Annotated in this window: 13 protein-coding genes and 1 pseudogene; 9 read left to right on the top strand and 5 right to left on the bottom strand. The window is 69.2% G+C overall.

Features of this window, described 5'->3' with window-relative positions:
• Window positions 1-124 precede the first annotated feature (124 nt).
• Window positions 125-736: a TetR/AcrR family transcriptional regulator gene (locus M8J74_RS20890; RefSeq protein WP_249837893.1), complete on the top strand. Its 612-nt coding sequence runs from the start codon at window positions 125-127 to the stop codon at window positions 734-736.
• Window positions 733-2,304, top strand: coding sequence for a glycerol-3-phosphate dehydrogenase/oxidase (locus M8J74_RS20885; protein WP_249837892.1), 1,572 nt, complete (start codon window positions 733-735; stop codon window positions 2,302-2,304). The genes M8J74_RS20890 and M8J74_RS20885 overlap by 4 nt, the downstream gene beginning before the upstream one ends.
• A gap of 77 nt (window positions 2,305-2,381) precedes the next feature.
• On the opposite strand, the gene M8J74_RS20880 is transcribed toward M8J74_RS20885, so the two are convergent.
• The 3 genes from M8J74_RS20880 to M8J74_RS20870 form a co-directional block, all read right to left on the bottom strand.
• Complete coding sequence (locus M8J74_RS20880) at window positions 2,382-2,951, bottom strand: SMI1/KNR4 family protein (protein ID WP_249837891.1); 570 nt, start codon at window positions 2,949-2,951, stop codon at window positions 2,382-2,384.
• Between the two features lie 93 nt (window positions 2,952-3,044).
• Window positions 3,045-4,166, bottom strand: coding sequence for a serine hydrolase domain-containing protein (locus M8J74_RS20875; protein ID WP_249837890.1), 1,122 nt, complete (start codon window positions 4,164-4,166; stop codon window positions 3,045-3,047).
• Between the two features lie 5 nt (window positions 4,167-4,171).
• The gene (locus M8J74_RS20870; RefSeq protein ID WP_249837889.1) at window positions 4,172-4,693 is read right to left on the bottom strand and encodes a pyridoxamine 5'-phosphate oxidase family protein; all 522 of its coding nucleotides are present in this window, start codon (window positions 4,691-4,693) and stop codon (window positions 4,172-4,174) included.
• Window positions 4,694-5,990: 1,297 nt separating this feature from the next.
• Here M8J74_RS20870 and M8J74_RS45145 point away from each other — a divergent pair.
• Window positions 5,991-6,389: pseudogene (locus tag M8J74_RS45145) on the top strand (transposase); the annotation flags it as partial.
• A 40-nt stretch (window positions 6,390-6,429) separates the two neighbouring features.
• Window positions 6,430-6,798 carry a hypothetical protein gene (locus tag M8J74_RS45140; protein ID WP_443744578.1) on the top strand — a complete coding sequence of 123 codons (369 nt, stop codon included), beginning with the start codon at window positions 6,430-6,432 and terminating at the stop codon, window positions 6,796-6,798.
• 22 nt (window positions 6,799-6,820) lie between these two features.
• Here the strand turns inward: M8J74_RS45140 and M8J74_RS20860 are convergent, their stop codons facing one another.
• Both M8J74_RS20860 and M8J74_RS20855 read right to left on the bottom strand, forming a co-directional pair.
• Complete coding sequence (locus tag M8J74_RS20860) at window positions 6,821-7,225, bottom strand: hypothetical protein (RefSeq protein WP_249837888.1); 405 nt, start codon at window positions 7,223-7,225, stop codon at window positions 6,821-6,823.
• A gap of 283 nt (window positions 7,226-7,508) precedes the next feature.
• Window positions 7,509-7,841, bottom strand: a complete 333-nt coding sequence (locus tag M8J74_RS20855; protein ID WP_249837887.1) for a hypothetical protein — start codon at window positions 7,839-7,841, stop codon at window positions 7,509-7,511.
• Window positions 7,842-8,343: 502 nt separating this feature from the next.
• On the opposite strand from M8J74_RS20855, the gene M8J74_RS20850 reads away from it, so the two are divergent.
• The 5 genes from M8J74_RS20850 to M8J74_RS20830 are packed head-to-tail and all read left to right on the top strand — an operon-like array spanning window position 8,344 to window position 13,775.
• A complete protein-coding gene (locus tag M8J74_RS20850) occupies window positions 8,344-9,360 on the top strand; it encodes a GlxA family transcriptional regulator (RefSeq protein WP_249837886.1) in 1,017 nt (338 codons plus the stop codon).
• Window positions 9,357-11,132, top strand: coding sequence for a thiamine pyrophosphate-binding protein (locus M8J74_RS20845; protein WP_249837885.1), 1,776 nt, complete (start codon window positions 9,357-9,359; stop codon window positions 11,130-11,132). The genes M8J74_RS20850 and M8J74_RS20845 overlap by 4 nt, the downstream gene beginning before the upstream one ends.
• Window positions 11,104-11,757, top strand: coding sequence for an SRPBCC family protein (locus M8J74_RS20840; RefSeq protein ID WP_249837884.1), 654 nt, complete (start codon window positions 11,104-11,106; stop codon window positions 11,755-11,757). The genes M8J74_RS20845 and M8J74_RS20840 overlap by 29 nt, the downstream gene beginning before the upstream one ends.
• A complete protein-coding gene (locus tag M8J74_RS20835) occupies window positions 11,754-12,773 on the top strand; it encodes a 3-oxoacyl-ACP synthase III family protein (protein ID WP_249837883.1) in 1,020 nt (339 codons plus the stop codon). Before M8J74_RS20840 ends, M8J74_RS20835 begins: the two co-directional genes overlap by 4 nt.
• 3 nt (window positions 12,774-12,776) lie before the next feature.
• Entirely contained in the window at window positions 12,777-13,775 is a 999-nt protein-coding gene (locus M8J74_RS20830; protein WP_249837882.1) for a histidinol-phosphate transaminase, read from the top strand.
• Window positions 13,776-14,101 lie beyond the last annotated feature (326 nt).

Raw genomic sequence — 14,101 nt, 5'->3', positions numbered from 1 at the left:
AGGTCGGTGTCTGGTCGGGGGCGATTCGGGGGCGGCCTGCCTCGGTGCCCGCCTCCGTGCGGCTCGGCTTGCCATCGGGACCACGCCGGTGTCGTCTCGACCCCGAGGCGTTACACTGTGACACATGACGCCTATTCGTCACAACGGTTCGGGCGGCGGATCGGACAACGACGCCGTCCTCGACGCGGTCCGCGACTGTGTTCTGGCCGTCGGAGTGCGGCGCACCACGCTCGCCGACGTGGCCCGCCGCGCCGGGGTCTCCCGGATGACGCTGTACCGGCGCTGGCCGGACCTGCGGACCCTGGTGGGCGACCTCATGACGCGGGAGTGGGTCGGCGTGGCCACCCGGGCCATACCGGACCCCGCGTCCGGCACCGGCACGCGCACCCGGATCGTGGACGGACTGGTGGCCGGGGTCGAGGCCTTCCGGGCCCACCCCCTCTTCCGCAAGATCGTCGATGTCGACCCGGAACTGCTCCTGCCGTACGTCCTCGACCGGCGCGGCGCGAGCCAGGAGGCGCTCCTGGGCTTGCTGAGCGACGCGCTGCGCGAGGGCCACGCGGACGGTTCGGTACGGCCCGGCCACGCCGAACGGCAGGCGCGGGCGCTGCTGTTGACCGTGCAGTCCTTCACCCTGTCCCTGCGCACGATGACCGACGAGGACGACCCGGAGCTGGACTCGGCCGCGTTCCTCGGCGAACTGCGCACCCTCCTGGAGAGGACCCTGACGCCATGAGCCATACCGAGGCCGCGCCCGGCTCGTCCTTGAGCGCACACCGGCGCCGCCGGGAACTGGCCCAGGCCACGGACGGCCGGACGGTCGACGTCCTGGTCGTCGGGCTCGGCGCCACCGGGGCCGGCGTCGCCCTGGACGCTGCGGCCCGCGGCCTGGACGTCGTCGCGGTGGACGCCCACGACCTGGCCTTCGGCACCTCCCGCTGGAGCTCGAAGCTCATCCACGGAGGGCTGCGCTACCTGGCCTCCGCGCAGTTCGACGTCGCCCACGAGAGCGCGGTCGAACGCGGGGTGCTGATGACCCGGACGGCCCCTCACCTGGTGGCCGCGCAGCCGTTCGTACTGCCGCTGACCCCGCTCGTGTCCCGGGCCCAGGCCTCACTGGCCTGGGCCGGGTTCCGGGCCGGCGACCTGCTGCGGCTGGCCGCCCGCACCCCGCGCCCGGTGCTGCCCGCGCCACGCCGGCTGTCCGCGACGGAGGCCCGGCACCTGGCGCCCGCCGTCCGCGCTTCCGGCCTGCGCGGCGGACTGCTGTCGTGGGACGGCAAGGTGACCGACGACGCAGCGCTGGTGACGGCCCTGGCCAGGACTGCCGCCGCGCATGGCGCCCGCGTGCTGACCCGGGTGCGTGCACTGGAACTGAACGACACCGGCGCCCGCGTCCGCGACGAACTCACCGGTGAGGAGGGCGAGATCAGGGCCCGTGCCGTGATCAACGCCACCGGGGTGTGGGCGGGCACCCTCGCCGACGGCATCCGCATCCGGCCCTCCCGCGGCACCCACCTGGTCCTGCGCTCGCAGCGGCTCGGAGCCCTGCCGGCCGGCCTGCACATCCCGGTCCCCGGAGAGACCAACCGCTTCGTGCTGGTCCTGCCACAAGGGGACGGCCGGGTGTACGTCGGCCTCACCGACGAGCCGGTCGAGGGCGCGATACCGGACGTGCCGGAGGTGCCCGAGACCGACATCGGCTTCCTGCTGGACGTGTTGGGCTCGGCCCTGGACGTGCCGGTCGGCCGGGACGAGGTGGTCGGCGCCTTCGCCGGCCTGCGCCCGCTGCTCGACACCTCCACCGGCGGCTCCCCGGACCGCACCTCCGACATCTCCCGCCGGCACGCCGTACTGACCTCGCCCGACGGGGTCACCACCGTGGTCGGCGGCAAGCTCACCACCTACCGGCGGATGGCACAGGACGCCGTGGACGCCGCCATCGCGGCCCGTGGCCTGCGCGCCGCCCCCTCCGCCACCGCCGGGCTGCCGCTCATCGGTGCGGCCTCCCCCGAACGACTGCGCGCACTGCCCGTTCCCCGCCGCCTGGTCCGCCGATACGGCACGGAGGCCGTGGAAGTCCACGCCCTCGCCGACCAGAACCCCGCGCTGGCCGAGCCGGTGCTCCCCGGCCACCCCGTCACCCGCGCCGAACTCCTCTGGGCCGTCCGGCACGAGGGCGCCCTGGACGAGAACGACCTCCTGGACCGCCGCTCCCGCATCGGCGTGGTCCCAGAGGACCGCGCGCAGGCAGTCCCCGTGGCCCGCGAAGTCCTCGAGGAGGCGGCAGCAATACACCCGTGACTCGGCCGCCCCGCCCAGCACCGGCGGAATCAGACGGCCACACCATCCGGAGCGGCACTTTCAGCGGTAGGACAGCTCTAGCTCGTGGATGCCAACCATGCTGTGTACCACTCGCCGAAGTCCGGTCCTGGGGTCAGACCACCCCAGGAGCGGTCGTCGAGCCACACCTGGCCGGCACGGCCTCCAGTGATGATGAGGCGAGAGAAAGCGCCGCAGCCGACCTCGCCGAGGACGAGCGTCCCTGCGACCGAGTAGTCAGCGCTGCCTCCCTTGTCAGGGCCCGGCCGGCCGGTGGTGTGCGGGAAAGGGGCGGCAAGGAAGCCCGGCTCCAGGCACTCTGCTCGAAGGTCAAACAAGGCTTCTTGATCGTCCACTTCCTCGGCCAGGCCCAAAAGTCCGTAGTACGGGCCCGCTCCCCCGCCGGCTACCGAGCCCAGGAAGCCTCGATAGGAAGCCGGCAGGGTGATGCCGTGCAGCCGTTCGAACGAGCTGATCGTCTCCCGGCTCAGAGGCGGGTGAAGCCGATAGTGGTGGTGGGAGGCGCCGAAGCGGCGATGCTCGGGGTCGTGCCGCGCCATCACGGCAACACGAGAGCGCACGGAGGCGTCGTACCACGTCCCCCTCAAGGGGTCTGCGTCACTGCTCACGCCGGAACGGTATCCGCGCCCGGCGCACAGCTTTCACGGCTCGGCACGGTGTCGACGGTATGAATTCGGCTCTCCCACCTGCACAAGATGGCCTCACTGGATCACTCGACCACCGGGCAAACCATCCCGCTGTCGAGCTTCAACCGTGCCGGCCGCGGTGATGTCGGCAAGTCGTTGCGCGGTGTTGAAATGAGGTGTGAGGCGAGTCTTGGTCATGGCGAAGGAGACGCTGCCGGCCGGGTCGGCGTAGACATAGCTGCCGCCTCCACCGACCCAGCCGAACGCGGTCGAGGGTTCGTTCGGCGGGGCACCGAGGCGCCCGAGCGGACAGCCCAGGCCCAGTCGCGCGTGGTTGCCGAAAACCCGGTCAGTTCCCTCGAAGGCCACCGCCGTCAGCCGTTCCAGCTGGGCTGTGTCCATGAGCTGACCGTTGAGTGCCGCCGCATTCATGGCAGCGATTCCCCGCGCAGTGAAGGTGCCCACGGACGGGACGTCCGCCGACAAGATCTGGTGGCTGTTCCCCAGAGCCGCGATCGGTTGCATCTCCCAGGGCGCCAGGATGGCCTCGTCGGGTGCGGTGGCCGGCGGGGGTGCAGCGTCCTCAAGCCATGCCAAGCGGGGCAGCTCGGTGCTGGGCACACCGAAATACAGTTCGCCGTCGATCCCCAGGGGCACGGTGATCCATTCACGTAGAAGCTGCCGCATCGTTTTCCCGGTGGCCCGGCGGGCGACTTCACCGACCACAAAGCCGTAGGTGAACGAGTGGTAGCCGGTCTCGGTCCCGGGCCGCCACTGCGGCTCGGCGTCGGCAATGGCGCTGCAGACCCGCGGCCAGTCGCAGAGATCAGCAGGGCCGATGCATCGTGGCACAGCCGGCACACCGACCGAGTGGGTCAGCACGTGTCGAAGAGTCGCCTTCTCCTTGCCGTGGGCGCCGAATTCCGGCCACACGTCGACCAATGGTGTGTCGTATGTGATCACTCCCCTCCCGACGAGCAGGTGAGCGATCATCGACGTCATGGCCTTGCCCGTGGAGAAGCTGAAGAACAACGTCTGCGAAGTCACCCTGCGCCCGGTTCGAGCGTCGGCGACGCCGGCCACGGCGTCGGCGACGAGAGCGCCATGGTGGTAGACGGCGACCTGCAGACCGGTCTCTGCCCGCCGATCCACGAGTTCGTCCAGGACACTTTGGATCTCTTGCTGCAGTGTGGACATGATCGTCACTGGTTCGGCCAGGTGTAGCGCGTCTCGCTGGACGTCGGTAGCTTGCCGAACGCGAACCCCACAGTCGGTTCGATTCGATACAGACTGACGCCGCCGCCGATGACGACCTCGCCCAACCTGTACCAGGCTCCGTCAGGGCTGGTCAGATGCGCACCGTACTTCCGCTCGAAATCGGCGGCAGCCTGTTCACGCTCGGAGCGCCCGTCCACTGTGTGTGCGGCGCCCTCGATGACGACGTCCAGACCGGTCAAAGCATTCGTGCCGGTCGTCAGCACACAGCGAGGATTGCGCGCCAGGTTGCGTGCCTTTCGCTCCTGGCTGCCCGTGGTGAAGCACATGCCACCCAGACTCCACGCGGCCAACAGCGGCGTCACGTGCGGTCGCCCGTCCGGGCGCACCGTGGAGAGCCAGAACACCTCCGCCTCGGCCAGCACCGCCCACGCCGACGCCCATGGCGTCGCCCGCGCGCTCGGGGACGAGAAGGGCCCCAGCGCAACATCCGGTTCGCTGTTCAACATGCTGCGTCCCCAATCAGGCACGTTCCGCCACGGCGTACGTAGACCAGCGCCATCCAGCCGACCTGCCGTGGTCTCGGACAGGTTTTTCGCCGCCTTGGTGGTGACCCGAGGTCGGCGGCAAATTCATCGGTCAGAACGCACTGGGAAGCTGTGATCTTGCCGTCGAGCGGCTGGCAGGGTGGGTGAGAACCGGGGGCCCACCGCCCGTGGATGTGGTTCGGCGAGACGCCGCGGCACTGTGCGATTGCACGGCACGGGACGGCAGGCAAGAGGGTCTGCGTGATCTCTGGGCGAGCGGTTATGGGGGCGGCGCGGATATGTCGGGCGGCTGGCGAGGCGGGCGTGGCTCCTGCCCGCCTCGGAGACGCCAGCCCCGCAGCATCGCGCCCCGTGGGGACCGTTGACAGTCCGGAAGAGTTACTCGTGTTCGCGGGGGTCTTCGCCTCCTGCCGGTTCGCCCCATTGGGCCTACGCGATCGGCCGCCGGGACGCTCCCAGCGACTACGAAGTACCCCGGGCCCAGCTCACTTTGAGTGCTTTCGGTGGTGGCACCTACTGGTAGCAAGGGGGGCCACACAGCACGGCGACGGTCCCGCTGGTGCTGGCCGCTGAGGAGACGACGTGGTGGGTGGGGCTTTTGCTGGTCTCCCAGGGCATGGGGGCAGCCACGGCCTGGGGGGCGAGGGCGGTCAGAGCCACGGTGGTCACGAAGACGGCAGCGACCGCTCGCTGGTGAAGACGCATCTGAGACCTCTCAATGTCCTTTTTTTCGCCAGGAGTTGGCACCTCGCCGCGTTCGGCCCGGTGCGGGCTCGCCGGGCGCCTCGAACTGCCCGCTGTGCCGTCCCCTGCGCCACCGCGCTGGCGTGCTGTGAGGGCCAACAGCTCACGCTGCGGTGAATTGCTTGGTATTTCAACGTAGAGGGCGCTGGATGATGCCACAAAGATTTCGAGGACCGTCGAAACGGGATCTGCGGCGAGGCTCCACGGGTCCGCCCGCCGCGCTATAGACGCCTGACCGGGCAGGACTGGCCACCGCGCCAATCCGGCGGGATGTACGCGCCGTTCGGGTCTTCTGCCCAGGTACCGCTGGCTGACGGCACCCTGGATGGATCTCAGCCACGCATCACGGCTCTGCGGGCCTACGAGGCCGAACCCGTCGGCTAGAGCGTGCTGAAAGGCTGTTCTCACTTTGAGACCGCGTTTGAGTTCTGCCGTGGCCCGTTGCTGGTGTGGTCGTTGCACACTCCGTGAGCGGTGCTGGAGGTAGGTATCCGTCGGACTTGACGGACGCGCAGTGGGCGTTGGTGGGCCGTTGCTGCCGCCCGCGAGGGTGGGGCCCAAGGGCGGGCGGCGGGAGAAACATCCACGGCGGCGGATCGTGGACGCGATCTTCTACGTTGGGCGGACCGGCTGTGCTTGGTGGCCACTGCCGAGGGACTTCGCTCCGTGGCCGACGCTGTATTGGTACTTCACCTGGTGGCACGATGACGGCACGGTCCAGCGCATCCACGACGCCCTGCGTGGCCGGATCCGCGAAGCCGATGGCCGCGACGCCGAGCCGAGCGCGGGCCTGATCGATTCGCAGTCTGTTCGTACTGCCGATACCGTCCCGGCGGCCCCACGGGGATTCGATGCGGGCAAGAAGGTCAAGGGCCGCAAGCGGTTCATCGTCACCGCCACTCTCGGCCTGCTGCTGGCCGTGCACGTCGTCGCGGCCAGTGTCCAGGACCGCGATGGCGCCCGCCGACCGCTGCTGTGGACTCGCCTCGACCATCCAGGTGTCAAGAAGATCCGAGGCGGACCAGGGCTTCGCCGGCCGTCTGGTCGTTTGGACCCCTACCGTGCTCGGTCGCGAGCTGGAGATCGTCCGCAACGCCCCCGACCAGCAAGGGTTCCAAGTCCAGTCGAAGCGGTGGGCGGTGGAACGTACCTTCTCGTGGCTCACCGCCCACCGACACCTGGCCCGCGATTACGAGACCAGTCCTGCCCCCTCCGAGACGATGGTCCGCTGGGCGATGATCGGCATCATGGTCCGCCGCCTGACCCGAGTGGGGCCGGTTTCCCGCGCGGGTCAGCGCCCGTTGACCCGAACCTCGGCCTGATAGCCAAACGCGGGCAGCAACATCAGCCCGGCTCACCTTGACTCCCGATCAGCAACGTCACCATCGCTTCGAGGCGCTCGTCGCTTACCTGCGGAACGGTCCAGCTGTTGCTGCGTGCGTGCTCGATGAACGCCGGGTCAAGCTCCACGTGATAGCGCCCCACGTAGTGGGCCAGGTCGGAGTACCACAGCCAATGTCCGTCTGTGAGCAGGTGCAGCCCTCCGATGAACGCGCCACTCTCGCTGAGCACGTCAGGCACGGCTGAAGGCGTGGCGACCAAGGTCGTGCCGGCGCGCAGGTATCGAACCAGATCACCTTCATACCCCGGCGCAGTCATGCGCGCAGCAGCTCGGATCGACGGCCCCTCCGCACTGCCGTACTCCAGCTCCCGGAAGCCGCCGACGATGGGGAACTTGTCGAAGATCACCTGGCCGAGCCTAAAGCACCCTTCGGCCGCAGTCATAGCCACCGGTGCAGGCACGGTCCTGCTCGTGCGCCGTCGCGAGGCCCGGCGGTAACCCGTGCGGCGCGCCCACCTGAAGGCGTCACGCCCCCGAACGGCTCGCAAGCGCGGCCCGCTCGCAGTGAGGCACTTGCAGCCCAATCGGTGTCAGCGAGCAACCGCCAGACCGTGGGTGGAGAGGCGACCGAGCCGAACATCCCGCCCTGGTGCCGCAGCATTACCGGATCTGCGATCGCCTCACCGCCGTTCACCGCCGTTCGCCGCCCTCGGCGAGCGGCACCGCGAAGTCGGTGGCAAACCCGTGTAGCAGTTCTTCCCCACCAAGCAGGCGCTGATCGTGGAGACCGTCGCCGTGCAGCGGCGGGGTTCCCATGCCGCCGTTCGCGACGCCCTCGTGGACGGACCGTTGACACGGCTTCCGGAGGTTGGTCAAGCCGATCTGTGAACTCCGTGTCCACAGCCGGGGTTCGCAGACGCCTTCATGACGGCCTTCCACGAGACCACGGGCCTCTTCGCCGATCGGGAAGAGACTCTGCACGCCGTCGGCCAACTGACCCACCGCGCCCAGGAGTCCGGCCACCTGCGCCCGGCTTCGTCGACGACGACCTGATCTTGATGCCCACGGCGCGCTGAGCCCTTGCGGACATGCCGCGTGCCTGCCGGTTCACAGCCTCGCGGCGCTTCGCCGCCTAGGTGATCCAGGCGTTCGGCGCCGTACCGGAGAGAAGACCCCCCAAATGCCGGTGCCAGCCGCGCGTCTGCAACCCGCGCACTCGCCCAGCACGCCGCAAATCCGTCACTCAGGACTTCGTCACTGCTTGCAGCGGACGTGGATGGTCGGGGTCCTGGGTCCTTGATGGCTTTGACGACGCCCAGTGCCTCCTGGGCAGATCGAGTGCACATCCGCTGGCCCGAGTGGTGGCGCAGTAGGTGCCCTGTGAGCTGTCTCACCCGCCGCCAGCCGCTCACGGCACGAACTGCATGGCCAGCACTGCTCTTACGTACTCGACGACCGCGCGTTGGCCGGATACGTCAATGATCTGTCATTGCAGCCAGTGCGGCACTCGATACAGGCTGTGATCGTGTTTGAGCGACGTGTTGTGGTGGTGGTGTACGCGGGCGCAATGGCGCTGGACATCACTGGACCCATTGAAGTGTTCGATACCGCCAACCGGTTCCTTGCTCCGGAGGGCGCCCCGTACCGGATCGAGCTCGTCTCCCCCGAAGCACCACTGGTGCGCATGAGTTCCGGGATGAAGGTGGAAGCCGCGCCGCTGGAGGCGGGCGAGGGTCCGATCGACACGCTCCTCGTGCCGGGCGGATGGAGCCTGAACGGGGCGCTTCAGGACCGGGCGCTGGTCTCCTGGATCCGCCAGGCGGCGGCCCGGTCCCGCAGAGTGGCCTCCGTATGTGGCGGATCCTTTCTGCTCGCGGAGGCGGGCCTCCTCGACGGCAGACGCGCGACCACGCACTGGGCGTACAGCGAGGCCCTGGCGTGCCGCTATCCGGACGTGACGGTGGACGCCGAGCCGATCTTCGTCTGGGACGGCCCCTTTGTGACCTCCGCCGGCGTGTCGACGGGGATCGACATGGCGCTTGCCCTCGTGGAGGCCGACCACGGTTCGGCGTGCGCGCTGCAGACGGCACGGTTTCTGGTGCTGTTCCTCAAGCGGCACGGTGGTCAGTCGCAGTTCAGCGCCGTTCTCGACGCCCAGTTGGCCGACCATCCGCCGATCCGTGCCGCACAGGAGTGGATTCTGGACAACCTGCACAACCCGTTACCCGTCGCCGAGATCGCCCGGCGCGCCAACATGAGTCTGCGCAACTTCGCCCGTGTCTTCAGGCGCGAGGCGGGCACGACCCCCGGCCAGTACATCGAGCGGACCCGTATCGCCCGCGCCCGCGAGCTGCTGGAAACCACCGACCTCACGATCAGCCAGATAGCGCGCCGCTGCGGATTCGTCGCCCCCGAGACCTTCTTCCGCTCCTTCGGGAGAACGCTGGGACTCACCCCGACGGAATACCGGCACCGCTTTCAGCTCATCTCGCCATCCGGCTTCATCGACCCGCACCACGAGACGGACAGGAGCCCGGTATGACTCCGAAGAACGCGGACTTACCCGAGGCAGGAAGGGTACGTCTGGTCGACTACCTGGTCGGCGAACTCGCCAGGGCCGGCGTCACCCACGTGTTCGGGGTCGGCGGCGCGAACATCGAGGACGTGTACGACGCCGTTCACCGCACCGGCGCCGTCCGCGGCGTCGTCGCCAAACACGAGTTCTCAGCCGTCACCATGGCCGACGGATACGCCCGTACGACCAGGCGTCTCGGCGTCGTCGCCGCCACCTCGGGCGGTGGTGCCATGAATCTCCTGCCGGGCCTGGCCGAGGCGTACGCCTCCCGGGTGCCTGTGCTGGCTCTGGTGGGCCAGCCTCCGACCGGCCAGGAAGGCCACGGGGCGTTCCAGGACACCAGCGGCAGGGCGGGCTCCTTCGACGCCAGGGAGGTCTTCGCACCTGTCTCGCGGTTCTGCGCGCGCGTCGATGACGCGGACTCGCTCACGGAGTTGCTGCCTCGTGCCGTAGCGGCGGCACGGGCCGAACAACCTGGGCCGGTCGTGCTGTTGCTGCCCAAGGACGTACAGCAGGCACGGGTGCAGCTGCCCGGCCGCGGCGTGGCCAAGGTGCCCGGTGTGCTGCCGTCGGGCCCGACGGCAGCGGCACGGTTCGACACCGTGGCCGTCACCGCCGTGGCGGACACCCTTCGCGGAGCCGAGCGCGTCCTCGTCATCGCCGGTGAAGACGTCGCCGCCACGGACGCACGCGCGGAACTGGCCGAACTGGCCCAACGCCTCGGCGCGTGGGTGGCGGTCACTCCCGACGCCAAGGACGTCTTCGACAACAGTGACCCCCGATTCGCAGGCGTTGCCGGGGTGATGGGCCATGCCAACGTCGAAGACTGTCTGCGGCAGGCCGATGTGTGCCTGCTGGTCGGCACCAGGCTGCCGCTCCTGGCCCGCGGGGGCCTCGACCGGGCCCTGGCCGCCACCGAAATCGTCTGCCTCGGTGCCGAACCACCGTTCGTGCCGGGCACCACGCTGCTCGGACACCTGCCGGACACGCTCCGCGAGGTGACCGGCCTCCTCCCGCCGCGGCGACGCGCCTGCCCACAGCACTCCGGACCCCTTCCCACCGTCATGCCGAGCCCGGACCCTGGGGCCGAAGGCCGCACCATTCCCTACACCGAAGCCCTCGCCGCGGTGGAGGCGGCACTCCCCGACGACGCGCACGTCTTCGTGGACGCCGGCAACGCGGGGGCCAGCGCGATCCACCTCCTCCCGGCACCGCGCTACGGCCGCTTCGTCGTGGCGGTCGGTATGGGAGGCATGGGCTACACCTTCGGGGCCGCAATCGGCGCCGCGCTCGCCACCGGCCGACGCACCTACGTACTCGCCGGGGACGGGGCCTTCTTCATGCACGGGATGGAAGTGCACACGGCCGTGGAGCACGCCGCGCCCGTGACCTTCGTCATCTTCAACAACAACGCCCACGCCATGTGCGCGGTGCGGGAGGAGTTCTTCCAGGGCGGCGTCCGCAGCGACGACCTCTTCTCCCGGACCGACCTCGCCGCCGGGATGGCGGCTGCCTTCCCGACGCTGCAGGTCACCGGGGCCGAAGACGCTGCGCACCTGCGCAGGGCGTTGGTGCGCAGCAACGCGGGCGGCGGCCCGGCGTTCATCGCGCTGGACTGCGAGCCGTCTGAGATCCCCCCGTTCCTGCCCTTCCAGTCCTTCGCCGAAGCCACCCGAGCCACCGAAACCACCGACAGCGAGGAGAGTTCCCATGAGCGAGGCGTCGTCCACGTTGGCTGACATCCCCGGTCTGATGCGGATCGAGAACACCGGCAAGGAGGAGCTGACCGCCCACTGCATGGAACTCACCCATGCCGTCTACCCCCACCATCAGATCTACGGGCAGTACTGCACCATCCACGAGTACGTCGACTGTCCCCCGGAGCAGGTCTACGACTACCTGCGCCAGGGCCACCACCTGGAGGAGTGGACCTGCACCCTGCGCGACTTCGCGCCCACCGGCACGCCGGGGCTGTGGGCCGGCTACGACCGGCTCGAGGACGACACCAGGATCTACTGCAAGGTGGCCGCCAACCCAGAGGCCATGACCGTGGATTACCACTGCTCCTGGGACCAGGGGGACAGGCTGTGGATGATCTACCTGATGCGCGTCGTACCGGCTCGCCTGGTCCTCGACAAACCGGGGTCGGTGATCACCTGGACCAACTGCCGCCACCCCTACTACGACGACAATCCGCACCCCGACATCACTCCCCGCCCGGACCGGCCCTGGGTGGGCGACTTCTGGGACCTCTTCTACGCGGGGCACACCGTGGAGATGAACAACCTCAAGACGATCCTTGAACACCGCCACCGCAATGGCCTGCCGGTCTGCGTCGCTCCGGTGAAGGCGGTGGCTCGGTGACCACGGTCAGTCTCAGCGACGTCGCAAGCTACCTGCCCGGCGAGCCGGTCCCCGCGGCCTTCTATACCAAGTACCCGGGAGCCGAGGACAAGTTGCGCAGCCACCCCATGTTCAAGGTCCCGCCGCTGCGGCACCACGTGGCAGCGGACGAGACCAACGCGGACATGGTCGAGCGCGCCGTACAGCCCCTGATCGAACGGCATGGAAGGGCCGAAATCCGGGCTGTGGACGTACTGTTGGTGCACAGCCAGCTCCCGGATCTGCCGTTCGTGGGCGCCGGCACCGAGGTGGCACGCCGACTCGGCCTGAACCCGGAGTGGCTGGTCGACGTGGCCAACGCGGGCTGCGCGTCCTTCGTGTACATGTTGAAGCTGGCGCGGCAGATCCTGACCACCACCGACGCCAAGACCGCGTTGATCTGCAATGCGCAGAGCGCCGCGGGCCAGTGGTTCACACAGTCCGAGGTGCGACGGTTCGCCCAGGCCGCGATCCCGGGCGACGGCTGCGGCGTGGGATATGTGACGACGTCGGCCGACAGTCCGGTACTCGACGTGGAAACCCGGCATATCGGCGACTACGCAGGGGACATGACCGTGGCGGTCGACGACGGCCGAAAGTACTGGGAGCCGGGAGAGTCCCAACTGCGCATCGGGTTCACCGACTCCAGCGTCGCCAAGGTCCTCGCACGCGGCAACCGCCTCGTCCCCGAAGTCGTCACAGACCTGTGCCGGCGACTCGGCATGGCGACCGCCGACATCGACGTCCTCATCACCAACCAGCCCAACCGCACCTTTCTGCGGAACTGGCGCGAGGCGCTGCAATTGCCCGCCGAACGGCACCTGAACACCTTCGACGAGTACGGCAACCTGTTCGGAGCGGCGATCCCGATCACTCTGGACCACGCGATCCGCTCACGGCAGGTCGAGGACGGCGACTTGGTGGTGCTCGGCGGATTCGCCCACGCGGGCGACTTCGCCGGTGCCGTCGCGGTCCGCTGGCACGGCGGGCGGGGATGACGGATGGACATCCCCGTGCTGCACCGGCTGGCGCTGAACGAGAGCCCGTACCCCCCGCTGCCCTCGGTCCGCAGGGCGATGCGACGTGCTGTCGCACAGGCGCACCGGTACCCGCCGTTCTACCCCGACGACCTCACGGAGGAAATCGCCGCGTGGTGCCAGGTGAGTCCCGACAACGTCGTGGTCGGCAACGGTTCGGTGGGGGTGGCCCTGCAGTTGCTGCAGGCCGTGGTCGATCCCGGCGAAAGACTTGTCTACGCCTGGCGCAGCTTCGACGCCTATCCCCTGCTGGCAGCCATGGTCGACGCCCAGCCCGTCCCCGTACCCCTGACCCCGGACGGATGCCAGGATCTGGGCGCCCTGCTCGCGGCGCTCGACGATCGCGCCCGCGTCGTGGTGCTGTGCAATCCGCACAACCCCACCGGGAGCCTGGTCACCGCCGACGCGCTGTCGGCGTTCCTGCGCCAGGTCCCCCGGCACGTCACCGTGCTCCTCGACGAGGCATACGTCGAGTTCGCCCGCGACACGAACCTGCCGGACACGCTCACCCTTTTACTCCAGCACCCCAACCTGTTTGTCCTGCGCACCTTCTCCAAGGCGTACGGCCTCGCCGCCCTGCGGGTCGGTTACGGAATCGGCGCCACCGGCCTGGTGGCACGGATACGCCGACAACAGCTGCCTTTCGGGATCAACGCGGTGGCAACTGCGGCAGTTAAGGCCTCGCTGCGCGCCGCCGACGAGCTGCGCCGACGCGTGGACACCGTCATCGCCGAACGCGAACGGCTCCAGTCCCAACTCCTCCAGCGAGGCTGGCACATACGCCCCGGCCACGCCAACTCCGTCTGGCTCGCTGCCCCGGATCCGGTCGACGAGGGTGCCGCGGCACTCACCGCTGCGCATGTACAGGCTCGCCACTACCCCGGCGAGGGCCTGCGGCTCACCGTCGGCAGCCGGCGGGCCAACGATGCCGCGCTCGCCGCGTTGGCGGGGGTACACCGGTAGGGGGTGTCCGGCAAAAGCCCATCGGCCGCAGCACCGGACGGGGCGGTCAGCACCTACCGCGGACGGCCGGTGCACAGGAGGTGCCGGTAAGGCTGATCTGGGTGCGAGCTGATGGCACCCTCCGGCCCCAAACCGCGCCCTGGGGTCGAAGCGGCCCCTACCGGGCAACAGCGCGGTCGAAGGACAGTCCTCGCTGTAACTGCTCCTACGGGATGAGGAGTTGAGAGTCTTTCGGTGTCCGTCGCTCCTGGCATGATCGCGGTCATGACTACTCCAATCGTCGAAGAACTCGTTCTTCAGACGGCCGAGAAGCATGGCGTCCCCGG

Origin of the sequence: Streptomyces panaciradicis, assembly GCF_023516615.1 — a bacterium.
GTDB lineage: Bacteria > Actinomycetota > Actinomycetes > Streptomycetales > Streptomycetaceae > Streptomyces > Streptomyces panaciradicis.
The sequence above is the reverse complement of the archived record's forward strand: the minus strand, read 5'-3'. Positions and strand labels throughout refer to the sequence as shown.